The organism is Bacillus sp. 220_BSPC, assembly GCF_001054655.1.
Taxonomy (GTDB): domain Bacteria; phylum Bacillota; class Bacilli; order Bacillales; family DSM-1321; genus Peribacillus; species Peribacillus frigoritolerans.
The window spans coordinates 1-22,423 of the sequence record NZ_JVPL01000139.1 but is presented as its reverse complement, the minus strand read 5'-3'; the positions used below and the strand labels follow the sequence as shown (position 1 = coordinate 22,423).

At 37.9% G+C, this 22,423-nt stretch carries 18 protein-coding genes and 1 pseudogene; 15 read left to right on the top strand and 4 right to left on the bottom strand.

Features of this window, described 5'->3' with window-relative positions; translation table 11 throughout:
• Window positions 1–44: 44 nt before the first annotated feature.
• The 11 genes and pseudogenes from ADA55_RS09240 to ADA55_RS09195 all read left to right on the top strand — a co-directional run bounded on the left by ADA55_RS09240 (window position 45) and on the right by ADA55_RS09195 (window position 12,332).
• Window positions 45–1,040: a thiamine pyrophosphate-dependent dehydrogenase E1 component subunit alpha gene (locus ADA55_RS09240; RefSeq protein WP_048682401.1), complete on the top strand. Its 996-nt coding sequence runs from the start codon at window positions 45–47 to the stop codon at window positions 1,038–1,040.
• A gap of 12 nt (window positions 1,041–1,052) precedes the next feature.
• Window positions 1,053–2,036, top strand: coding sequence for an alpha-ketoacid dehydrogenase subunit beta (locus ADA55_RS09235; RefSeq protein ID WP_048682397.1), 984 nt, complete (start codon window positions 1,053–1,055; stop codon window positions 2,034–2,036).
• Between the two features lie 270 nt (window positions 2,037–2,306).
• Window positions 2,307–3,193 (top strand): annotated as a pseudogene (locus ADA55_RS31210) (sigma-54 interaction domain-containing protein); the annotation flags it as partial.
• Window positions 3,194–3,508: 315 nt separating this feature from the next.
• The gene (locus ADA55_RS31205; protein WP_311765539.1) at window positions 3,509–3,676 is read left to right on the top strand and encodes a helix-turn-helix domain-containing protein; all 168 of its coding nucleotides are present in this window, start codon (window positions 3,509–3,511) and stop codon (window positions 3,674–3,676) included.
• 361 nt (window positions 3,677–4,037) lie between these two features.
• Window positions 4,038–5,591, top strand: a complete 1,554-nt coding sequence (locus ADA55_RS09225; protein ID WP_048682394.1) for an acyl-CoA synthetase — start codon at window positions 4,038–4,040, stop codon at window positions 5,589–5,591.
• 177 nt (window positions 5,592–5,768) lie between these two features.
• The gene (locus ADA55_RS09220) at window positions 5,769–6,563 is read left to right on the top strand and encodes an enoyl-CoA hydratase/isomerase family protein (protein ID WP_048682391.1); all 795 of its coding nucleotides are present in this window, start codon (window positions 5,769–5,771) and stop codon (window positions 6,561–6,563) included.
• 249 nt (window positions 6,564–6,812) lie between these two features.
• Entirely contained in the window at window positions 6,813–8,279 is a 1,467-nt protein-coding gene (locus tag ADA55_RS09215; RefSeq protein WP_048682388.1) for a GntP family permease, read from the top strand.
• Between the two features lie 194 nt (window positions 8,280–8,473).
• Window positions 8,474–8,917, top strand: a complete 444-nt coding sequence (locus ADA55_RS09210; protein ID WP_048682384.1) for a MaoC/PaaZ C-terminal domain-containing protein — start codon at window positions 8,474–8,476, stop codon at window positions 8,915–8,917.
• 402 nt (window positions 8,918–9,319) lie between these two features.
• Window positions 9,320–10,243: a DMT family transporter gene (locus ADA55_RS09205; RefSeq protein WP_048682381.1), complete on the top strand. Its 924-nt coding sequence runs from the start codon at window positions 9,320–9,322 to the stop codon at window positions 10,241–10,243.
• Window positions 10,244–10,655: 412 nt separating this feature from the next.
• Window positions 10,656–11,633 (top strand): ring-cleaving dioxygenase, encoded by a 978-nt coding sequence (locus ADA55_RS09200; protein ID WP_048682378.1) that lies wholly within the window; start codon window positions 10,656–10,658, stop codon window positions 11,631–11,633.
• Between the two features lie 99 nt (window positions 11,634–11,732).
• Window positions 11,733–12,332, top strand: a complete 600-nt coding sequence (locus ADA55_RS09195) for a nitroreductase family protein (protein ID WP_048682375.1) — start codon at window positions 11,733–11,735, stop codon at window positions 12,330–12,332.
• Between the two features lie 138 nt (window positions 12,333–12,470).
• On the opposite strand, the gene ADA55_RS09190 is transcribed toward ADA55_RS09195, so the two are convergent.
• Window positions 12,471–13,814: a PLP-dependent aminotransferase family protein gene (locus tag ADA55_RS09190; RefSeq protein WP_048682372.1), complete on the bottom strand. Its 1,344-nt coding sequence runs from the start codon at window positions 13,812–13,814 to the stop codon at window positions 12,471–12,473.
• A 115-nt stretch (window positions 13,815–13,929) separates the two neighbouring features.
• Between ADA55_RS09190 and ADA55_RS09185 the strand changes: the two genes are divergently transcribed.
• Together ADA55_RS09185 and ADA55_RS09180 are read left to right on the top strand one after the other, a co-directional pair.
• The gene (locus ADA55_RS09185) at window positions 13,930–14,886 is read left to right on the top strand and encodes a DMT family transporter (RefSeq protein ID WP_048682369.1); all 957 of its coding nucleotides are present in this window, start codon (window positions 13,930–13,932) and stop codon (window positions 14,884–14,886) included.
• Window positions 14,886–15,770 (top strand): DMT family transporter, encoded by an 885-nt coding sequence (locus ADA55_RS09180; RefSeq protein WP_048682365.1) that lies wholly within the window; start codon window positions 14,886–14,888, stop codon window positions 15,768–15,770. Before ADA55_RS09185 ends, ADA55_RS09180 begins: the two co-directional genes overlap by 1 nt.
• Before the next feature lie 230 nt (window positions 15,771–16,000).
• Here ADA55_RS09180 and ADA55_RS09175 read toward each other — a convergent pair whose 3' ends face one another.
• The 3 genes from ADA55_RS09175 to ADA55_RS09165 form a co-directional block, all read right to left on the bottom strand.
• Entirely contained in the window at window positions 16,001–16,570 is a 570-nt protein-coding gene (locus ADA55_RS09175) for an MFS transporter (RefSeq protein WP_048682362.1), read from the bottom strand.
• On the bottom strand, window positions 16,567–18,009 hold the full coding sequence (locus tag ADA55_RS09170; protein WP_373689725.1) for an FAD-binding oxidoreductase: 1,443 nt from the start codon (window positions 18,007–18,009) through the stop codon (window positions 16,567–16,569). The genes ADA55_RS09175 and ADA55_RS09170 overlap by 4 nt, the downstream gene beginning before the upstream one ends.
• Before the next feature lie 154 nt (window positions 18,010–18,163).
• On the bottom strand, window positions 18,164–18,769 hold the full coding sequence (locus tag ADA55_RS09165; RefSeq protein ID WP_048682354.1) for a TetR/AcrR family transcriptional regulator: 606 nt from the start codon (window positions 18,767–18,769) through the stop codon (window positions 18,164–18,166).
• Between the two features lie 440 nt (window positions 18,770–19,209).
• On the opposite strand from ADA55_RS09165, the gene ADA55_RS09160 reads away from it, so the two are divergent.
• Both ADA55_RS09160 and ADA55_RS09155 read left to right on the top strand, forming a co-directional pair.
• Window positions 19,210–20,523: an MFS transporter gene (locus ADA55_RS09160; RefSeq protein WP_048682352.1), complete on the top strand. Its 1,314-nt coding sequence runs from the start codon at window positions 19,210–19,212 to the stop codon at window positions 20,521–20,523.
• Window positions 20,524–20,831: 308 nt separating this feature from the next.
• Window positions 20,832–22,301: a helix-turn-helix transcriptional regulator gene (locus tag ADA55_RS09155; protein WP_048682348.1), complete on the top strand. Its 1,470-nt coding sequence runs from the start codon at window positions 20,832–20,834 to the stop codon at window positions 22,299–22,301.
• Window positions 22,302–22,423 lie beyond the last annotated feature (122 nt).

The window sequence follows — 22,423 nt, the reverse complement described above, 5'->3', positions numbered from 1 at the left end:
GGTTTTAACAGAAAACCGTTTTAATTATTAGGAGGGATGAACATATGGTTGAAAACCGCCATCTACAGGCAGGTCTTAGTGATGAGCTGGTGCTTGAGATGTATAGAATTATGTTGTTGGCAAGAAGAGTGGATGAACGGATGTGGCTGTTGAACAGATCTGGAAAAATTCCATTTGTCGTTTCTTGTCAAGGGCAAGAAGCAGCTCAAGTGGGTGCAGCATTTGCGTTGAATCGTGAAAATGATTATGTCCTTCCTTATTATAGGGATCTAGGGGTGGTGCTCGCGTTTGGGATGACCGCGAGGGATTTAATGTTATCCAGTTTTGCCAAGGCAGAAGATCCAAATTCAGGCGGGCGTCAAATGCCTGGGCATTTTGGGCAAAAAAAGAATCGAATCGTGACGGGATCTTCGCCAGTTACGACTCAAGTGCCACATGCAGTGGGGATTGCACTCGCTGCAAAAATGGAAGGAAAAGATATTGTTTCATTCGTTACATTCGGTGAGGGTTCATCAAACCAAGGTGATTTTCATGAAGGAGCGAATTTCGCAGGTGTACATAAACTTCCGGTCATCTTGATGTGCGAAAATAATCAGTATGCCATTTCCGTCCCTATTGAAAAGCAATTGGCTTGCGGGAAAGTGTCCGACCGGGCCATTGGTTACGGCATGCCAGGGGTGACGGTTGATGGAAATGATCCGATCGAAGTATACCGGGTGGTGAAAGAAGCTGCTGAGAGAGGAAGGCGTGGTGAGGGCCCAAGCTTAATCGAAACGGTTTCATACAGGCTTACACCACATTCAAGCGATGATGATGATAGTCAATACAGGTCGCCTGATGAAGTATCGGAGGCAAAAAAAATAGATTCAATCATTACTTTTGGCGCCTATTTAAAAGCAGTGGGAATCATGGATGATCAAATGGAAAAACAATTGAACGAGGAAATAATGGAAGTTGTGAACGAAGCGACGGATTATGCGGAAAATGCTCCATTTGCAAATGAAGACACGCTCTCAAAATACGTTTACGCAGAAAGGTAAGGAGGAAAGAAGATGGCAGTGATATCTTATATAGATGCCGTGATAATGGCGATGCGGGAAGAAATGGAACGTGATTCCCGTGTATTTGTATTAGGTGAGGACGTAGGGGTAAAGGGCGGCGTGTTTAAAGCGACTTCAGGGTTATACGAACAATTCGGTGAACAGCGTGTCATTGATACACCGCTTGCTGAATCCGCAATCGCAGGAGTCGGCATCGGCGCGGCCATGTATGGAATGAGGCCGATTGCGGAAATGCAATTCGCTGATTTTATCATGCCAGCAATCAACCAAATCATTTCGGAAGCTGCAAAAATCCGTTATCGCTCCAATAATGACTGGCATTGTCCTATCGTCATCAGAGCTCCATACGGCGGTGGTGTACATGGGGCGTTATACCATTCACAATCCGTTGAAGCCATTTTTGCCAATCAACCGGGACTTAAAATTGTCATGCCCTCTACACCCTATGACGTGAAAGGGTTATTGAAAGCCGCCATTCGCGATGATGACCCTGTCCTTTTCTTTGAACATAAAAGAGCCTATCGCCTAATTAAAGAAGAAGTGCCGAATGATGATTATGTTTTACCGATTGGTAAGGCGGATGTAAAACGTGAAGGCGAGGACGTTACTGTGATTACTTATGGCCTTTGTGTTCATTTTGCGCTTCAGGCAGCTGAAAGGCTGGCCAGTGATGGCATATCCGTTCATATACTTGATTTACGAACAGTTTATCCATTAGATCAAGAAGCCATAATGGAAGCTGCATCTAAAACAGGAAAAGTCCTATTGATTACTGAAGATAATAAGGAAGGAAGCATCATTAGTGAAGTATCGGCGATCATTGCAGAAAACTGCCTCTTCGATCTTGATGCCCCAATCATGAGACTCGCGGGCCCGGATGTTCCTGCTATGCCATATTCACCATCATTAGAGAAATCATTCATGGTGAATCCTGAAAAAGTGGAAAAGGCACTGCGGGACCTGGCTGCCTATTAAATGGTCTGCGTGGAGGAACGAACCTTTCGCATCCGTTAAAATTGCTGTTAATTGGGATTGATCTTAAAATGAACTTAAGTCTAGCAACTATAAAAAAGGTTGCCAGGCTTTTTTTTTGCGGTAAATAAATCATCTATATGGAAAAAATATTCCTAGGCTAGAGAGGGCATTTAAAACTCAGTGATTTTTGGGGAATTCTCACTTCGTAAATATATATTGAATGGATTGCGTGGTATTATATGGTAAAGCATTCTAGGTAAAGGAGAACTAATGATGAATACTGGACAATTATCCAATAATAAACTATTAGATATGGTGTTTGAAAGTACATATTATGGAATTGTAATTGTCGATAGTCACGCAAAAATTCAATATATTAGCAATAAATATTGTGAATTTTTAAATGTTGAACGCAGTACAGTGATTGGTGAACATGTGACGAATATAATTGAAAATACAAGGCTACACCTAGTGGTGCAAATAGGTAAATCGGAAATCGCTGATATACATTTTCTTCGGGGTGATTTTGTTATAGCTAATCGCATTCCTATTATCGAGAATAAGGAAATAATTGGTGCGATTGGGACAATAATGTTTCGTGATCTTGATGACTGGAACAAAATGAATAGCCACATTAAGGAGATACTGACAAAACATAATTTTTACAAAAATGAAAGAGATGTTATAAATGGAGTAAAGTATTCCTTACACAATTTAATTGGAAATTCACAAGAAATACAACAGTTAAAAGAACTTGTGAAAAGGGTTGCTAGAGGTGATATCTCTGTACTAATTAGAGGAGAAAGCGGTACAGGCAAGGAAATAATAGCACATAGCATTCATCAGTTAAGTGGGAGAAGTGACAAACCACTTGTGAAAATAAATTGTACTTCAATTCCGGAACACTTGTTAGAATCTGAACTTTTCGGTTATGAAGAAGGTGCCTTTACAGGGGCAAACAAGGGAGGGAAAATAGGAAAGTTTCAATTTGCTGATGGTGGAACTGTTTTCCTTGACGAAATTGGTGATATGCCTCAGCATATGCAAGTCAAGTTATTAAGGGTTCTTCAGGAAAAGGAATTTGAGCCTGTAGGTTCGCTTTATCCAAAAAAACTAATGTTCGAGTGATTGCTGCAACAAATCGCCCTTTAGAAAAATTGGTGGAAGAAAAGCTATTTCGTGAAGACCTATTTTATAGAATTAATGCAGTCCAATTATTTGTTCCCCCTTTAAGAGATAGAATTGAAGATATCCCTGTACTTGTTGATTATTTTTTAAAAAAAGTCACAGCTCGAATAGGAAAACGAGTAACTTCTGTACATCCTGAGGTGCTTTCAGTAATAGAGCAATATAACTGGCCAGGGAATATCAGAGAACTAGAGAATGTGATTGATGCAGGTGTTCACCTATCAAATGACGAAGTAATCGGAAAAGATGCTTTACCTGATTATCTAAAACGTCATAACGTTAAAATGAAAGAAGAAAGTTTAAAGGATATTGTGGAGGAAACAGAAAAGAAGGCAATCGAAAGAGCGTTAAGAAGGTTTAAGTTTGATAAAAAACGGGTTGCGGAAACTCTTGGAATAGGGAATTCCACCCTTTACGATAAAATAAAAAAATATCAGATTTCTGACCAATAAAAATTAATCCGGGATTTCAGAATTCATTCCGAAATCCCGGATAAATATTTTAATTTCAATATTAGTGTAGGTAAAGTTCACATTAAAGGAGAAAAAGACTATAGAACAGATTTAAATTTTATTTAAATTATGAAAATTAATGAATAAAAAATCAACTGATCTAAATTCAGTTGATTTTTTTTAATTATTTTCTGAAAAATCAGAAAATAAATAATTGAATATTCCACGATAATTAGAAAAAGTAAGTCAGTATAGGGGGGTTACGTGTTGGAATGAATCTTGCATTCAAATTTGAAGAAAGGAGGAAAGGAATCGATAAACTATAATTTGAATCTGCTTAAACTGAAAAGGAGGAATTTCATTGGATGTCGGTTTTATAACAAGAAAAATGGCAAATGATTTAAATAATTTAAATCCTAGAAAAATAGCAATAAAAGAAGAAGTAGGAAAGTCAATGACGTACATGGATCTCCACCATATATCAAATGCGTATGCAAACAAGTTTTACGAATTAGGAGTTCGAAAAGGGGATCGTGTCGGTATTTTACTTTACAACTGTCTCGAATATTTTAGTCTATATTTTGCCATTGCGAAAATCGGCGCAATTGCCGTTCGACTTAATTTTAGGCTATCAAGTGCTGAGCTTGAGTATGCATTAAATGATTCACAGACAAAAATATTGTGCTTCCATTCGAACTTAGCCAGTCAGCTGGAATCAGTTTTTAATCATGTTTCGGTTGAGCGTTATTTTTGTCTTCCTCATAGAAATGGCTCAATCCCAGGTTGGTCTGAGTCATGGAGTGTTTTAGAAAGTGGTTCGGTAGATGAGGTCAAAGTCGATAACATTAAATTAAACGATCCGGTCATGCTGATGTACACATCAGGCACAACGGGAAGACCTAAAGGTGCGATTTGGACTCATGATACAACTTTCTGGTTTTCTACGATTCAAGCGCTGAAATGGAAATTTACAGGGATAGAAGTTGCGATGACGACAGGACCACTATACCATGTTGGAGCGATGGAAGATATCGCACTTCCTATTCTTATGATGGGTGGCAGCGTAATAATTACAAAAAGCCAAGAATTCGAGATTGGAAGAATTCTTTCCGTTATTGAACAGGAAAATGTGACTGATGCTTTTTTATTCCCTTTTATGATTTATGAAATGCTAAATTTGCCTGAAATTGAAGAGTATCAGCTAAAATCTTTAAAAACTATATATACAGGTGGTGACCCGCTAATGCCATGGGCATTGGAACAATTAAAAAAGAGGTTTCCTCATATTGGAGTTGTTCAAGTTTACGGGTTAACTGAAGGACAACCAATTGCGGCATCGCTAGAACCACAGGATGCTTTTACAAAAGGCCATACCGTTGGAAAGCCGATGCCGCTTACAGAAATTAATATTATTGATGAAGATGGAACACCCATGCCTGTTGGTGAAATTGGTGAAATCGCTATTAAAAGTCCAGCGGTTTCTGAGGGGTATTGGAGGAAACCTGATGCCACAATGGAAACATTTGTGAATGGTTGGTGTAAAACAGGAGACCTGGGAAAATTCGATCATGATGGGTATCTATCAATTGCAGGCAGAAAAAAAGATATGATCCGAAGCGGTGGTGAAAACATTTACTCAGCGGAAATTGAAGACGTCTTATACCGCCATGAGGAGGTGAAGGAAGTTTCTATAATTGGTATTCCTGATCCGAAATACATTGAGGCTGTATGTGCTGTTATTGTAAAAAAAGAAGGATCCAAACTTACGGAAGAAGATGTTGTTAATTACTGTAAGGAACATCTTGCTAGCTATAAAAAACCTAGAAAGGTCACATTTGTTGATGAAATTCCACGTACCCCATCCGGTAAGGTTCAAAAGTTTATTCTTCGAAAACAGTTTAGTGGTATGGAATAAATAAGGAATATCCAAAAAGGTACAGGTTTTATAAATACATTATTTCAATTTTTAAAAAATGCACATAACCACTATGGATTCTATCAAGATATCTGTGTTTACCCACTGATGCACGTTTTCAACAATACAAGAACATCTGGAACCCAAAAGTTCAAATAAGGTTAAGGAGGAAAGCCGATGAAGAATAAAAATCAAGTTGTTTCATGGTCAAAACAGGGTACTATTGCACTGATTATTATTGATAATCCACCTGTTAATGTATTAAGCGCAGATGTTATAGAACAATTGAATCTTGTGGTGGATGAAATTGAAAGCGATTTCAAGGTTAAGGTCATTATCCTTACAGGTGAAGGCGAAAGGGCTTTTGTTGCTGGTGGAGATATTAAAGAATTTCCAGGATGGATAGGAAAAGGAGTCGAAGAAGGAAAGGGGAAATCACTTTGGCTACAGGAACCACTTAATAAAATTGAACGTCTATCTCGTCCAACCATTGCTGCAATCAACGGATTAGCATTAGGTGGAGGATGTGAACTTGCCTTAAGTTGTGACATTCGAATTGCGGAGGAACAAATTAGGATTGGACTTCCTGAAATTAATTTGGGATTGTTTCCAGGGGCAGGGGGGACTCAAAGACTTCCTAGACTGATAGGTAAAGCAAAAGCAAAAGAATTGATCTTTACTGGCGAGCCATTGAATGCAGAAGAGGCCAAACAAATAGGGCTTGTTAATCATGTCGTGCCAAAGGGGGAATCCATAAATAAAGCAATGGAAATCGCAAAATGTATTTGCAATTATTCTTTACAATCTTTAACTTTTGCAAAGCATTCCATTGATTATGGCTATGAACAAACACTTGAAGATGGACTCATGATTGAAGCTGAAAACTTTGGTCATGTTTTTCAGACGAAGGATGTTAAGGAAGGCGTTGAAGCCTTTATTAGTAAAAGAGAGCCGAACTTCGTTGATCAGTAATCCAGCATGACAAAATCAGAGTGAAGTCCAATTTTTGAAAAAAGAAGATTGTGCAGTTACTGATTTTAGTTAATAAACTAAATAGATAATGTTATTTTTTAAAAAATCTATTCGGGAAATTAATTAGAGTTCTTTACTTTATGTTCACTAGAAAAGTGAACTATGATGCCAAAGAAGTCTTGGGGCAATGCATTCTAACCAGCAACAAATGATAACATATTATATTTTGAGAAAAAGGGGGAAATCAATATGGATGTAATGATAATTATTATTTCACTTGGATTACTTATGTTTCTAGCATATCGAGGATTTTCTGTTATTCTTTTTGCACCATTGTGCGCTTTGTTTGCTGTATTTTTAACGGATCCTGGACATGTTTTACCTTTCTTCTCTAATATATTTATGGTTAAGTTGGTTGAATTTGTTAAATTATACTTCCCGGTTTTTCTACTAGGTGCTATTTTTGGGAAATTGGTTGAAATAAGCGGTGTTGCAAAGAGCATAGCTAAAATTATTGTCCGTTTTATCGGGGCTAAACAAGCCATTCTAGCCATAGTGATAATGGGCGCAATCCTGACATATAGCGGAGTTAGTTTGTTTGTTGCAGTGTTTGCCATATATCCATTTGCTGCTCAGCTGTTTCGTGAAGCTAATATTCCAAAGCGTTTAATTCCTGCGACAATTGCAGTTAGTGCTTTTACCTTTTCAATGGATTCACTTCCAGGGTCTCCGCAAATTCAGAATGTCATTCCAACGGGATTCTTTAAAACTGACATCTATGCTGCACCGACATTGGGGATTATTGGGGCAATATTTATCATTTCCTTGAGCCTTTTATATCTAAATCATTGTCGACATAAGGCAGCTAGAAATGGTGAAGGGTATTTTGGAATTGGGGATAAAGCTATTGATAAGGAAGCTGCTGAAGCAGAAATGGCAGCTAGTTCTGCTTTATCGGTTGAAACGACTAATAAGTTGGGGATGGATTCTGAAAAAGCTATAAGTAGAAAAGACTGGCTTGCTTTTATTCCGTTAGTGTTAGTTGGAGTAATGAATAAGTTTTTTACTGAGTCGTTTCCTCTTTGGTATGCCAAAGGGTTTGATTTTGCTAATATTGGGCTAAAAGATTATGGAAATGTTGATATGTCTAAAGTTATCGGTGTTTGGTCTGTAGAGATGGCTCTTATTCTCGGAATAATAGCAACCGTCTTATTAAACTTAAAAGCTGTCAAATTAAATTTCAATTCGAGTATTAATATAGGGATTAGTGGGGCATTGCTTGCAACCATGAATACGGCAACCGAATATGGTTTTGGGGGTGTGATTGCTGCTTTACCCGGCTTTACTGTGATACAAGACTATCTTACTGGTATGTTTTCGAATCCTTTAATTAATGGGGCGATCATGACAAATGTTTTGTGCGGCATTACTGGTTCTGGATCTGGTGGGATGAGCATTACGTTGAGCCTAATGGCGGATACGTATATACAAACAGCTGCTCATTTTGACATTCCGTTGGAAGTTTTACATCGTGTCATTGCTATGTCAGCTGGTGGATTTGATACTTTACCACATAATGGAGCTATAATTACTCTTCTGGCTGTTACGGGACTCACTCATCACCAGGCATATAAAGACATTTTTGTTATTACCATTATAAAGACACTTGCTGTATTCTTTGTAATTGGTATATTCAGCTTGTTTGCCATCGTTTAAATATTTGCCGGTGAGCATTGGAAAATAAGTTTCGATTTCTAGATTTAAACGCTTTTTACATCAGATAATACGTCTTCAAAACATTTTTATAGTTGTTGATTTTAAAAACTATCACTAAATTATATATTCTATAGTATTTAATATCTGAATTTTCCGCCTGCTAATTTAAGCCCAAGTAGAAGGAGATTGGAAAAATGTTTAATAAATATTTCCATCAATATGAAATCGGAGAAACATGGGTGTCGAAAGGACGTACTATAACCGAAGCAGATCTAGTAATGTTTTCAGCATTTAGCGGTGACTGGTTTCCTCTCCATACTGATAAGGAGTATGCAGCAAATACCCAATTTAAGCAAAGGATAGCCCACGGAATGCTTATACTTTCGGCTGCAACCGGCTTATTTCAATTTGAACCAGGAATCGTCGTTGCATTTTATGGATTGGAGAAAGTACGATTTACAAACCCTACTTTTATTGGGGACACGATACATGTAGAATTAAAGGTGATTGATCTTTTTGAAAAGGACTATCAAGGTGTTGTAACAATCAACCAAGAAATAAAAAAACAAAATGGAGAAACTGTAGCCATCGCCAATATGAAAATAATGGTCAATTCTGATGCCGATGTAAAAATATAATAATCACTTGATTTATTAGGCGACAAACGTAAATATTTGAGCAGATAAAACGTACTTATTACTAATATCAATATCAAATTAGCTTATGGGTATAAGAGAAAATTTTAAGTAAAAGGTATTATCCCAAACTTTAGCACAGAAATTTAAACGGGCGGTAGGCTGAAGAAACGAAATAATAAGCTGCGTTTTTTACATCATTTTTAGATGAAGGCAAGCCTGCACAGTGGCTTGCCTTCTTTAATGAACTCAAGCCACTTTTTTTTAGACATCTTTATCTTGCCTTTATAGGCTGTTGTTTCATTTTGGCTGAAAAAAATTTCAAGTTCATCTTATATAGCAAGATTTTTTTATGAAATCCCTAACAATGTTTGTCATAATAGGAAAGTAGGAAGGGGGAGCATCATGCTTCGATTATACGGGGCTTTAATCGGCCTTAGTTTGATATGGGGTTTATCGTTTGTTTTTATGAAGTGGCTGCTACCGCCTGCGGGCATTTGGGGGATTGTATTTCTCCGCTGTTTGGCGGGTGCTGTTGTTCTGCTTCCCATCTTATGGTGGAAGCGCAGGGAAATCAATTGGAAATTGCCATGGAAAGCACTGGTCGTTGTCGGAATCTTCAATTGCGGATTAGCATGGGGATTAATACCTTTAAGTGAAACGGAGATTAACAGCAGCACGGCATCGATTCTAAATGCAACCACTCCGATCTGGACGGGAATCATCGGATTTATCATTTTTTCATACGTTCTAACCCCCCGACAATGGATGGGCATTCTAATTGGTTTCTTCGGAATTCTAGTATTGATGGATTTTCAAATCGGTCAGCTTTTCGGAAGGGAATTCATCGGGATTGGGACAATGCTGCTAGCGTCCATCTGTTATGGTTTTGCCGGTCATTTTACGAAAAGATTTCTTTCCAGTACCAGCATATTGATCATTACGACGTTTACGCTGCTCACGGGTGCCGTTATCGGTTTGATCGGGATGCTACTAACAGAGCCGTTTAAGCCAGTGATGCTGATGGAACCGCTGACGATTTTCGCCATAGTCGGACTTGGTTGCTTTGGCTCTGGGGTCGGCCAGCTGATCTATTTCTACATCAATAAAAATGGCAGCCCTGAGTTAGCCGCATCTGTTACATACCTTATTCCTGCTACCGCTATGGTTTGGGGGTATATCCTGCTTGGAGAAGCGATTAATCCTAATGTAATCATTGGCCTGCTGATTATTTTCGCAGGAGTTTATCTTTCCTCTAAGAGGTCAAAAGAAAATGATGGCACAAACTCTTCATCTGGAAAACAAGCTGATTTGCATCAAGTAAAATAAGTAATCAAAACGAAATAGCCCTCACGTAAAGAGTTTGCTTTATGTTGGGGGCTTTCGTATGGGAACACATTAATAGTGTTACTTCATTATTGCCAAAGAATTGATTGTCTTTGCCGCTATTTATAGCTATGACATTAACCCAATACAGAATGGTCTTTACTTTAAGGAAAAAAGTTTTTTGTCTGAAATTATTTTTATTTTGAGATATATTAATTTGAGACAATCTTATTGACAGTGAAGGGTATTCATGATAAATTATCTTTAAATAAAGATATATTAATTCAAGATAATAAGAAACACCTTATCAAACCCCTTTAATGAATAGCCACTCTTTTTTGAAGGAAAAATATAGGGGATTAAGGAAAACGCTGAATATCCATAAATTGAATCGTTTTAATGGGAGGAATTATGTATGAATGGTTTAAAAGGTATACACCACGTAACGGCCATAACAAGTAGTGCTGAAAAAAATTATGAATTTTTCACAAATATATTAGGCATGCGTTTAGTCAAGAAAACTGTTAACCAAGATGATATCCAAACCTATCACCTGTTTTTTGCCGACGATGTTGGCGGTGCGGGTACTGACATGACATTCTTCGATTTTCCTGGTATTCCTAAAGGAGAGCATGGGACTAATGAGATTTCCAAAACATCCTTCCGTGTACCGACTGATGCGGCATTGGAGTATTGGGTTAAACGCTTTGACCGATTAGAGGTAAAGAATACAGGAATCCAAGAACAGTTTGGCAAAAAGATCATTTCATTTGTGGATTTTGATGATCAGCAATATCAATTGATCTCAGATGAAAATAATGAAGGGGTTGCAGCTGGAATCCCTTGGCAAAAAGGGCCGATTCCTCTGGAATACGCTATTACAGGATTAGGACCAATTTTCATTCGGATCGCCAATTTCGATTACTTTAAAGAAATGATGGAAAAAGTCCTTTTATTCAAAGAAATAGACAAGGAAGGATCATTTCACCTATTTGAGGTAGGGGAAGGCGGGAATGGTGCACAAGTGATCGTCGAGCATAATTCGATCCTTCCTCAGGCACGGCAGGGTTCTGGGACTGTTCACCATACAGCCTTCCGTGTTGAAGACCGTTCCGTTCTGGAAGAATGGATCAAACGAATGGAAAGCTTCCAATTTCATACGTCCGGTTATGTCGATCGTCACTTCTTTGAGTCGCTTTACGTAAGAGTGGCGCCGCAAATTTTATTCGAGTTTGCCACGGATGGTCCTGGATTCATGGGGGATGAGCCGTATGAAACGCTTGGGGAAAAGTTATCTTTACCACCGTTCTTGGAACCGAAAAGGGATCAAATCGAAAAGTTGGTCCGTCCCATTGATACAGTAAGAAGCACCAAGGAATACATTAAAGAATAATTGCGAATGATATATGGGTTTATGACCATACTAAAATAGGTAGAAATAAAAAATGGAATAATCATTTGAAATAGAAAAAATGTTCTGGAGGAATGAATCATGACAATAGATTTTTACACAGCCATTAAAGAGAGACGATCATATTATGGAATCAATAAAGAAGTCCAAGTATCGGATGAGAAAATTAAAGAAATAGTTGAATTTGCGGTAAAACACACGCCATCGGCTTTTAATTCCCAATCCTCCCGCCTTGTTGTTTTAACAGGATCGGCACATGATAAATTATGGGATATTACGACGCAGGCTTTAAGGAAAGCGGTTGGTGAGGGAGATTTCTCTGGCACTCAACAAAAAATGGATTCCTTCAAAGCGGGATATGGGTCAATATTATTCTTTGAAGATGAATCTGTAGTGAAATCACTTCAAGAACAATTTGCAACGTATGCCGATAACTTCCCAATCTGGTCACAACAAACATCAGGCATGCATCAATTAGTTGTTTGGACGGCACTTGAAGCAGAAGGATTGGGAGCAACTTTACAGCATTATAATCCTCTAATTGATGATGAAGTGAAAAAAGAATGGAATGTTCCAAGCAATTGGAAATTGATTGCGCAAATGCCATTTGGAAATCCAACAGCTCAACCGGGTGATAAAGAATTCAAACCACTTGAGGATCGTATCAAATTTTATAAATAAAACTTTGTTGAGAGCCGATTCTAATTGGCTCTTTTTTGTTTGTGCTCATTTTCCCATATTTTTTCAGTTCTACAATAAGAAAAAATATTTTCACTATTTTTTGTTGTGTGGAAAGTGACTATACCTTATGTAAAAGTTTTATAAGTAATAATTCTCCTTTTTATTCAATTCATTGAAAATAAGAGCTATTCCTTGCTCAAGTTTTTGTATATTTGTATTGGACACGTTTAGTTTTAATATTTTTTCCTGGTGAAAGCCATCTATATAATTTTGACCCATCGTCTCTACCAGTACTTGTTGATTCTGTAAGTTATTGATGAGGTGAGTACTATTTAAACGATGAGGCAGTACGATATGAGCGTTCATACATATGGATGCTGGGCGATAAAAGCCTGGAGCAGAGTACTTTTCTAGAGCATCATATAGCATGTTTGCACGCAATGAATAGGAAAGTCGCACTTTGTTTCTATGGTGTTTAAACATACCGCTTTTTATGTAGATTTCCAAGGCTGCTTGTGAAATCATGGAACTATCAATATCAGCTGTTCTTTTATATAGTTGGAAGCTGTCCGTTAATGGTTTAGGCAATACGGCCACACCTATGCGTAATCCTGGAAACATTATTTTAGAGAAGCTTTTTAAATAAATGACCATGTTATGGGTGTCCTCGGAAAAAATAGGGTCTACCTTCATATTTTCTTCGAAATCCGCTAAATAATCATCTTCTACAATATAGACACCATACTTTACCGCAAGTTTTAGTATCTCCACTCTTTCCATTTTAGAGTAAGAAGTCCCTAACGGATTATGAAAACGTGGCATCGTATAAAAGAATTTAATTTCCTGATCACTAAAAATCCGTTCTAACTCCTCTAAATCAATACCTTCTGCTGTTCGTTCGATTCCTCGCACGGAAATCTTGTACGCTTTCAATTGCTCCACAAATAGATGATAACTAGGCTGCTCAACGAGTATATGAGTACGTTCATTTGGAAAGGGGATTAACGTTAATAAGGAAAGTGCTTGCTGCACGCCAGAAGTAATGAAAACCTGTTCTTCTTTTGCGAAAACCTGATACTGCTCTAATTGTTTTTGTATCACTTTAATTAAAGAGGGCAGTCCTTTTGGAGTACCATAGATAAACAATTCTTGCTGATAGGTATCGATGGCTTTGTTAATGCAATGTTGAAAGCCATGATACGGAAATTGATGCCAAGCGGGAGCGGAGGTAACAAAGTCGATGTCCGTTGTGGGTTCGCGTTTACCATCAAATTCTTTTTGTACGACATAATATCCGCTTTTAGGAACCGCGTAGATTAAATGCCTCTTTTCCAATTCTTGCAGGGCTTTCAAGACTGTACTTTTACTACATTGATGTTGATCGCTTAATTGACGAATAGATGGGAGTTTAAAGCCCGCTTTGAGCCGTCCATTCTGGATGAGAGATTCAAATTCATTAAACAAAGCTACGTATTTTAGCATGAATACCTCCTAAAACTGTACCGTTACAGATGCTTCATATTTGTATTGTATCGTAGTGGAACTTTTAATACGATACTAACAACCGGCCGGGTGTTGAAAGGGAGGATTACTCAATATGCCAGAAAATAAAAAAGCCTATCTTGCGGCGATACTATATGCCATTATTATTGGATTTTCATTTTTCTTTACAAAAATATCATTAATGGAAGCTAGTCCGCTAGATACATTGGCACATCGATTTACGATGGCTTTGTTGATCGCCATAATTATTAAGCTATTTAGGAGGACATCAGTGAAAATGAGTGCAAAGGATTCTGTGAAAATTCTTCCGTTGGTGTTCCTTTATCCAATTTTATTCTTTACATTTCAAGTGTTTGGTCTCATTTATACCTCATCTTCAGAAGCGGGTATTATCCAAGCGACCATACCAATTTTTACATTATTATCAGCTTCATTATTTTTGAAAGAATACGCAGGTAGAGGTCAGAAATTTTTTCTTTGTTTATCTGTGCTGGGAGTTATCTTTATCTTTGTCATGAATGACTTGCAACATGCGGCTCACAGTTTGAAAGGAACGATCCTGATCTTATTATCCTCGATTGCTGCCGCTCTCTATAATGTGGTAGCGAGGAAGGTAACAAAGCAATATTCACTATTTACGTTAACGTATGTGATGACATTCTATGGTTTTGTGACTTTTAATAGTATGGCCGTCATCAACCATATAATTAACCAATCTATCAGCAGCTTTTTATTACCCTTCACAAATGGTGCATTTCTCATTTCAATCGTATATCTTGGGGTATTATCGTCACTGCTTACTGCTTTTTTATCAAACTATTCATTATCTATATTACCAGCATCTAAAATGAGCGTTTTTAGTAATTTAGCGACATTGATTACGATAATGGCAGGGGTGATTTTCTTACATGAATCGATTCATTATTATCATGTAATAGGTGCAATGATCATTCTTGCTGGGGTAATCGGCACGAATTATTTTGGTGGAATTCAATCCAAGCATAATGGTAAGACTTTTGCCGACCCATTGCTGAAAAGGGAGGGAAAGTAATGAATAAATATTTGTTGTTACTCATGATTAGTGGTATATGGGGATCTCAATTCTTCTTTATTGCATTAGTCATAGAAAATGTTGGTGTTATTACATTGTCTGCCATCAAAGCATGCATCGGCGGTATCTGTTTACTCTTCTTTGGTTTGTTTTTATCAAAAGCAGAGCGAAAAGTACCCAGGAGTTATTATAAATGGTATATAATCATTGCTTTTTTCGAGGTTGTACTGCCATTCGTCTTTATTGCACAAGGCCAGAAATCGGTGCCTAGCAGTATCGCAGCGGTGCTGATAGGAATGGTTCCCATCTTTACCATCCTTTTTTTACTAGCATTTTTCAAAAGAAAAAGCACAAGGCCGGAGATTACAAGTATCCTATTCGGATTTGCAGGTATTGTCTTCCTTTCCTGGCCGACACAAGGAATCCAAGACCTTTCTAACAGTATTCAGGGGAACATCCTCATGATATTGGCTGCTATGAGTTTTGGATTATCATTGATTTTCATGGAGAAATTAAACGAGGGATCTTCCGTCATTCATATGAGAAATGTATTACTGATTGCCAGTGCATTGCTCATACCCTTGTCCCTTTTGTTAGAGCAATCTTTCAAAATGGATATAGCACGATCTCAATCTATCTACTTAGCGATTTTAGGCATTTTCCATGCAGGTGTTGTTTATGCATTATTTAACAGGCTGATTCGGCAAGAAGGCGCATTATTTACTTCATATAGTAATTATATAGTGCCTGTCATCGGAATGATTTTAGGCTTTTTCTTTTTACATGAAGCGTTGTCTATTCATCAATTGATTGGAATGGGTATAATAATGCTGTCATTAGTTTTTTTAGACGAAAAAATAATTATCAAATTGAAAAGAAAGTAGTATTTTATTATATGTGCTAATGTCCATTATCTTTAATTGTACTAATATTCGTATATATAACGAAACCAAATTGAAAAATGGGCAGCAGGTTTAATATTTTTTGTAAGATCATTTATAGTTTTTTGATCAGCAAATGAATATATGGTAAAAGAAGCATCTGCTGAGGTTAATGCAGATGCTTTTCTTTTAAAAGGGGTAACTGATTTATTGGCGCTACCAGTAATAAATGCTTATATTTTTAGTTTTTCTGCATTAGATAGTGATGTATTTTCCTCCATCTTCATTATAATAAATCCACTCCAGGCAAACATTAGGGAGGCTATGTAAAAGATGCTGCCGATCGTTAAAAAGTCGACTAAATATCCGGTTGCAATCACCGCAGCTGCAGCACCGACGGAGGTCCAAACATGGTAGTTCCCGATTTCCGCACCCGCGGTTTTCTTCGTTACATATCTTGCCAGTACCGTTTTTTCAGTGTTTCTTTGTACTGCCCCAAGTACTCCCATAATGATTTGCAGGAGATAGACATGCCAAATTTCATATGCGAGAGGAAAGGCAAGCAGGATAAGTGCCATCCCCCATGAATAGATAAGGAGAAATGCTTTGTCACCTGTTTTGTCAGTGAATTTTCCGATTAAAGGATAGCTAAGCGCTGCAGTCAATGAGAATATTCCATATGCCCACCCGAATTGCGAATAACTGGTGCCCACATTTTTGATTAGCAAAATATAAAAGGGGAAAATCATGCTGGCAGCCATTCCAACAGTGCCTTGGTAAAAAACAAAACGTTTATAATTCATGGATGATACTCCTCATAGAAAAGATTCATGAAGCGATTATCAGGATCATATTTCTTCTTTAATCGAAAGAATTCCTCAGTACGCGGATACGCTTCAAATAATTGTGTCTTGGTTGGATACCCATAATAGGGCAGATAGTAGCTGCCGTTATGGTCAAGCGTCACATCGATCATGTTACGGATGACCCTTCCTGTATTATCCTTGCTTTCGTCATCTGTCCCTTGATTGATGAGCATCACTAAAGCGAACATATCATCCTTGGCATAGGACATGAGTGATTCATCATTATGTTCCACATAACGAATTGTGATATTTAATAAATTAAAATCTTTCTCATCAGATAAGGTTCTTCTTAAGTCATCGATATAATCAGCAAATTGTTCAATCGGAACGAAGTATTCTTGCAGCACTTCAGTTTTGGTGGGGTTGCTGTAATCCATGAATGCTGAATCCGACCGCATCACATTATTCCTCGAAACCAAGTTGCCATCAATATTGGCCGTGTAGGCTTTTTGAGTTTCCCAAAACCTTTTTTTACCCCAGTCATTAAAACGTGAGAGGCCAAGAAAGAATTTAGGCACGGCAATGATTGTTTCCCGTTTGAGAGTATTGTAGTCAGATAGCCTTGTTTGGTCATTTGCCCTATAATAATCCGTTACATACATTTCATCCAAATAGGAGCCAGGAGCAACAGATATTCTTGCAAGATGCATTTTAACATCATCGTTTTGAAGAACTTCTCTTTTAAAGTACGACGTATATTCATCATAATGAAGTGATTTAGTTTTAATGTTATAAAGTTCGTCATCGGTAAGGTGGAGTGTTACATCGAGTATGACTCCAAACAATCCATACCCGCCAATAACCGTATGGAAGAGCTCCGAATTTTCTTCGCGGCTCACTGATAGGATTTGTCCTTTTGCGTCAAGAAATCTAAAAGATTCCACGGTTTCTATCAAGGCATGATGACGAATATCCCGGCCATGGACATTAACGCTCAAAGAACCGCCAATGGTAAAAATGTTTTGAGATTGACTGACCTGCAGTGCAAGTCCATATGGGTTGATGTATTCCTGAAGAGCAGCCCAGGTTGCTCCGCTTTGGACCGTGATGCGTTTTTCTTTTACATCCAAATCAAGTATTTTATCATAGTTCTTCATATCGAGCAGGATCCCGTTTGGATATAATGTCTGCCCTCCTTGGCTATGCTGCATTCCGGCAATGGAAATGGGATCATCGTTTTTTTCGGCATCCAAAACGACTTTTTTGATTTCTTCTTCACTATCTTCTGCCTTTATCACTTTCATTTTAACTGGCATCAGACGGCTTATATCTTTGGCAATAGGGTGGTCAAGCTTGAAATTAAAAGCCTGCAGCGATAATCCAAATAATAGTGCATATAGGGTGATAAATAAAAATCGTTTCATGATATCTGGCATTCTACTCCTCGTTTACTTTGTTTGACACTTAATTGAAATAAAGAAAATGTATGAACCTTATATATTAATGGAGTTTCCCTGACTATTCAGTAAGGTTGGGGTTAATATTGAATTAAATGTCAGATTTTTAGAAATGAATCTTTTGATTTATCTATTAGTTCTTGGTTTTAAGCCCATTAATGATTGTTTTGGTTAGCGGTATGGATAGTGATTCCAAGCTTTGTTCTGAGTTGTTTAATCCCCAATGATAGATGATTCCCATCAGGCTTTGGATGATAAGTTGTGAAATTTCGTTAACTGATTGGTCAGTGCCAATGTCGTTTTGTTCTTTCGCCTCTTCAATTAATGAACGAATGATTTTGAAGAGTGAGCGGTTTGAATTTAAAAAGTAAGTATGTTCTTTCGAATCTAAAGCGGAACTGTAAATCACTTTCATTAAATCTTTGCCCATTTCTACTTCCAGAAAACGCATCAATTTGCGAATGAAAATAAACAATTTCTCGGTAGCGTCCATATCGACTGGGAACGAACGGAAGACTTCGCGATAGTAATCATCGACTTCTATGAATCTTACTAAAAAAATGTCCGATTTCGCTGAAAAGTGTTGGTAAAATGACCCTTTTGATGAACCGCTTTTTTTCACGATTTCGTCAACGGTAACTTTATCGTAACCTTTTTCGCTAAATAGCTTTAGAGATATTTGTAAAATTTTTTCACGAGTCTTTTCTCCCCTAAGTTGTTTCTTTCTTGGTTCAATCATAAAAAACCTCCAAATGATAATTGACAGAATATTCCTATATAGTTTAATATCAGACTACAGTCTAGTTAAATGATTGCTGGTCTATTTAATCTAACGTAGATCATGAATAATCACAACGCTTTCTTAAATGGTTTTCACGCATTAGGAAAGCGCTTACAAGTATTTGGGGTCAAGTATTGGGAAGGTTAATTCAGTTTAAATAGGAGGTTTTCAAGGATTCCTATACAATCGGTCACTGTCTTGCAGAAAGGCTTATTCCTCTTTAGCCCTGAGTATATGGAGTGTATTAATAATATTGTTGGATTCAGTATATGTAAATGGAGGGTGGTGGTTTTCAGGATAAATTGAGAGCTAGGAATGAACCAGAGTGTCGGGAAGCTGGAAAAGAGTTGTAGTAAACTTTTTTGGGAAATAGTAGCATGAAAAGGGAGGAAATAATCTTGAATCATTCCAGTGGTGAAATAGAGAAACGAACGATCAGTAAGACGATGAAACGCATTCTTCCATTTATCCTGCTTTTGTATATCATCGCTTACTTGGACAGGGTCAATTTAGGCTATGCTGCTTTACAAATGAATGCAGAATTAGCCTTATCCGCTGAAGTTTTTGGATTGCTTTCTGGTATTTTCTTCATCGGCTATTTCTTTTTTGAAGTTCCTAGCAACATGATCATGCATAAAGTGGGAGCTCGGATATGGATTGCCCGTATAATGATTTCGTGGGGGCTTGTGGTAATATTAACAGGTTTTGCCCAAACAACGATGCATTTATATATTCTCCGTTTTTTATTAGGTGTTGCCGAAGCTGGTTTTTTCCCTGGTATAATTTTGTATTTAACTTATTGGTTCAGGGCCCGCGAAAGAGGAAGGGCAACAGCGGTTTTGCTTTTAGCCCTTCCGATTGGCGGATTGATTGGTGCGCCTGTGTCCACCTGGATTCTTGACAATATTTCCTGGTTCGGTATGGCTGGGTGGAGATGGATGTTCATTCTTGAAGGCATTCCGGCCATTATTATAGGAATTGTTGTTGTTTTCTATTTAACTAATAGACCGTCTAACGCTAAATGGTTATCAAAGGAAGAAAGTGATTGGTTAGAAGGCGAATTGAGTGCGGAAAGAAAAGTTAGCTCGAAAATAAATAAAGTCACGAAGCTTGATATGCTGAAAGATTCGAAAATCTGGAAGTTGGCCCTTTTTTATTTTGCAGGATACACATCCATCTATGGATTGTCATTTTGGATGCCAACCATCATAAAATCTTTATCGGAAAACGCAACAACTAATTTAGAAATAGGCTGGTTAGCGATGATTCCATCTTTAGTCGGTATACCTGCGGTTATGTTTGTAGGCTGGAATTCAGATCGGACTAATGAACATAAAACACATTTGCTCGTTTGCCTCATGATAGCGGTAGTCGGATTTATCGGATGCGGCTTTTCAAATAGTGTTTTTATGATGGTGCTTATGTTAACGATTACATCTTTCGGGTTATACGGGTTCAGTGGATGTTTCTTTGCCTATATGACATTTTTCTTCACTGAGTCCACTGCCCCAGTTGGAATAGCCATAGTCAATTCATTTGCGGCTTTAGGCGGTTTTGTAGGACCGATGATTCTCGGAACTGTTGCATTTACTCAAGGGATGTTTATTTTATCTGGATTACTTATAATAGGTGTCATCACCCTATTATCATTAAAATTGACGGATGCTTCGGAAGAAAACATAGGTAAAGAAGTTGATGTCAATATTAATTGATTATAAAGGTTCTAGATGTATTGAAGATTAAAATGATAAAAAAGAAACATCATTGGAAATCACAACGTTTCCACGATGTTTCTTTTTTTATTTAAGCACATATATATGGGGTGAAAATATCAGTTGAGAATGTCAAAGTTTAATCTAAATCGCAGGTTCTGCCTAATAAGACTTGTTTGTAGTTTTCGGCGGGATTAGAATGGAGATGAGATGAAAGTGCTTTCGAAAAGATCAGGGAACCCTTTTCTATTCATGTGCTGACTTTTTATTATTCATTAGTGGAATAACAGCAGAAATGAGGTGATGATGTGGAAATACATTTGGTGGCAAAAGATGAGATTGAGGCTCAAGGAATTCGTTGGATCGTGGAGTCCCACCTAACGGGAGTTAGATTGATCTTATGGAAAACGATTGAAGAATTCGAAAAGGGCATACGCAATCAGCAACCTGAATTCGTTATTTTGGATATGGATATTTGGACGGATGAAAGTGAGGCGATGGGTGTTTCGTTAAAGCGGAAGGGAATTCGATGGTTAGGGATTTCATCTGAGCGAATCTTCCAAACCGCTTATCGAGCCTTACGTTTTCGAGCTGAAGATGTTTTATTCCGTCCTTTTTCTTCGGCAGATTTGGTAAAACATATCCAACAATTACGTTTTCAATTGAGAAATGGTCCAGGTCATATCTCTTCAAACACCATGGATGATGAGAATGCTCTGGATATTGGGTATCCAGATTTCTTCTTGACTGACCGGAAGCATGAAAGCCGGATAACCATGGTCGCTTTCTTGACACCTGATAACAAGACCCTTCCATTAGTTTATGATGAACTGCAACGATATTCTTTTACTGGGAAGAATCAAATCTTCGCTTTATCGGATTTTATTTTATGTGTCCAGGAAACAAAGGAAATGGAGATATATAAGGAAGAGTATCAGGCCTTCCTTGCCCATTGGAAAGATAGAATGGATGAGCCCCTTGCCATCATAATAAAGGCGGCAACTTCAGACGAGTCTTTAAAAAGGATGTATCAGCAAACTCGTGAATTTACGAGACAAATCTTTTTCGATGGATATGATATCATCTTAGCCGAAAGTCAACAGACTTCGCATCGAGAGATGGATCCATTCCTCACTCCTCTTGAACAAAGACTATGGATAGAAATGCTCGAACGACGGGATGCGAAGGCTATCAGGAACTGGATTGAACGTGAATTCCTCACCTTCGAACGACCATACCCCGACCCGGAAATCGTTCGTATCCGCCTTACAAGCGTACTTGCACAGATTCGCAGGCATATGAAATCATACAACTTGCAAAATGCTTCCCTGGAAGCCATATACTATGATGTATTTCAGCAAATTGTACATAAACCTGTCATACATCAAATAGTGAAAGAGCTGCATGCGTTCACCACCCATATGCTTCTGCAGGATCATGGACAATTACAGGAAGGGGCACGCACAATCAGCGAAAAGGCAAGGGAGCTGATCGAGTCCAACTATTGGGACGCCCAGTGGAATCTAGCGAGTTGTGCAGATACTCTGCGAATCAATAAAAGTACACTCAGCCGTCGATTTGCGGCTGAATCCGGCGAGTCTTTTCGAAATACGCTGCACCAAGTTCGAATTAGGGAAGCTAAACGTTTATTAAAGGAAACGGATTTATCATTGGAGGAAATCTCACAATTGGCCGGCTATTCACATCAAACCTATTTCAATGCCAAATTCAAATTGCTTGAAGCCTGTACACCATCAGCATATCGGTCTGGCTTATAAAAAAGGACGATTCAATAAATGAATCGTCCTTTCAGACTGTAGACAAACTCGATGAAAATCGAGTTTGTCTATTTTTTATGGCTTGTACAATTTGGACGTTGATTTCCACTCCAGGCACTCGC

Excerpts from the sequence above, each read along its gene's own strand:
- ADA55_RS09180 (WP_048682365.1), top strand. The coding sequence starts at position 14,886 with ATGAATAAATATTTGTTGTTACTCATGATTAGTGGTATATGGGGATCT.
- ADA55_RS09205 (WP_048682381.1), top strand. The coding sequence starts at position 9,320 with ATGCTTCGATTATACGGGGCTTTAATCGGCCTTAGTTTGATATGGGGT.
- ADA55_RS09210 (WP_048682384.1), top strand. The coding sequence starts at position 8,474 with ATGTTTAATAAATATTTCCATCAATATGAAATCGGAGAAACATGGGTG.
- ADA55_RS09190 (WP_048682372.1), bottom strand. The coding sequence starts at position 13,814 with ATGCTAAAATACGTAGCTTTGTTTAATGAATTTGAATCTCTCATCCAG.
- ADA55_RS31205 (WP_311765539.1), top strand. The coding sequence starts at position 3,509 with ATGAAAGAAGAAAGTTTAAAGGATATTGTGGAGGAAACAGAAAAGAAG.
- ADA55_RS09175 (WP_048682362.1), bottom strand. The coding sequence starts at position 16,570 with ATGAATTATAAACGTTTTGTTTTTTACCAAGGCACTGTTGGAATGGCT.
- ADA55_RS09200 (WP_048682378.1), top strand. The coding sequence starts at position 10,656 with ATGAATGGTTTAAAAGGTATACACCACGTAACGGCCATAACAAGTAGT.
- ADA55_RS09220 (WP_048682391.1), top strand. The coding sequence starts at position 5,769 with ATGAAGAATAAAAATCAAGTTGTTTCATGGTCAAAACAGGGTACTATT.
- ADA55_RS09195 (WP_048682375.1), top strand. The coding sequence starts at position 11,733 with ATGACAATAGATTTTTACACAGCCATTAAAGAGAGACGATCATATTAT.
- ADA55_RS09185 (WP_048682369.1), top strand. The coding sequence starts at position 13,930 with ATGCCAGAAAATAAAAAAGCCTATCTTGCGGCGATACTATATGCCATT.
- ADA55_RS09240 (WP_048682401.1), top strand. The coding sequence starts at position 45 with ATGGTTGAAAACCGCCATCTACAGGCAGGTCTTAGTGATGAGCTGGTG.
- ADA55_RS09215 (WP_048682388.1), top strand. The coding sequence starts at position 6,813 with ATGGATGTAATGATAATTATTATTTCACTTGGATTACTTATGTTTCTA.
- ADA55_RS09165 (WP_048682354.1), bottom strand. The coding sequence starts at position 18,769 with ATGATTGAACCAAGAAAGAAACAACTTAGGGGAGAAAAGACTCGTGAA.
- ADA55_RS09235 (WP_048682397.1), top strand. The coding sequence starts at position 1,053 with ATGGCAGTGATATCTTATATAGATGCCGTGATAATGGCGATGCGGGAA.
- ADA55_RS09170 (WP_373689725.1), bottom strand. The coding sequence starts at position 18,009 with ATGCCAGATATCATGAAACGATTTTTATTTATCACCCTATATGCACTA.